This is a genomic window from Pelagimonas sp. (genome assembly GCF_058892305.1).
The window spans coordinates 1-587 of the sequence record NZ_JBZXVN010000086.1 but is presented as its reverse complement, the minus strand read 5'-3'; the positions used below and the strand labels follow the sequence as shown (position 1 = coordinate 587).

The 587-nt window shown below is 55.7% G+C and carries 1 pseudogene; it reads right to left on the bottom strand.

Annotated elements, in window-relative coordinates:
• Nucleotides 1-198, bottom strand: a pseudogene (locus AC5EFR_RS23375) (integrase core domain-containing protein); the annotation flags it as partial.
• Nucleotides 199-587: the final 389 nt, after the last annotated feature.

The window sequence follows — 587 nt, the reverse complement described above, 5'->3', positions numbered from 1 at the left end:
ATCGCTGGCTGGAGGGGCAGCAGCTTTCAGTTTCTGTATCGGGGTCACCCCGCCGATGCCCATGTTTAGCCTTTCATTGTTGTATATCCAGAGCCATCGCGTGGCGTGATCCTTCACGTCTGCGATGCAGTTGACGTGATAAAGCCCGAGACATTTCGTTCGGGCGGTCAAGGTGTATCCTTCGACATAGGCGTTCTGTTCTCGCCTCCCTGACTAGAAATAGTTCAAAGCGATCCCTGCCTACTCAGCCCACGTCTGGAGCCGATTACTGAGCCATTCAGCGGCGTTGTGGCAAAGGGATTCGCGCCCTGCAATGACTTGTTTCAGCGTCCGCACGAAAGGTTCTGACGACAGTGAGACGTCGATGGTCAAACCTGCGCGCTTTATGTCACCCAACACGTTCAGCGTCCGGAATGCCCCCGTCGACCACACTTCATTGGGGGATTCAGGCACGGCCACCGGCTCCGGTGCCGCAAACGGTTGCGTGTTGGCCATTAGCCGCCTCTAACTAAGGCTATTTGGCCCCACCTTAAAGAAGCGTAAAACAGCGTCATTGCCGTTGGGTCGGACTTGGTCGAAACGTGTCA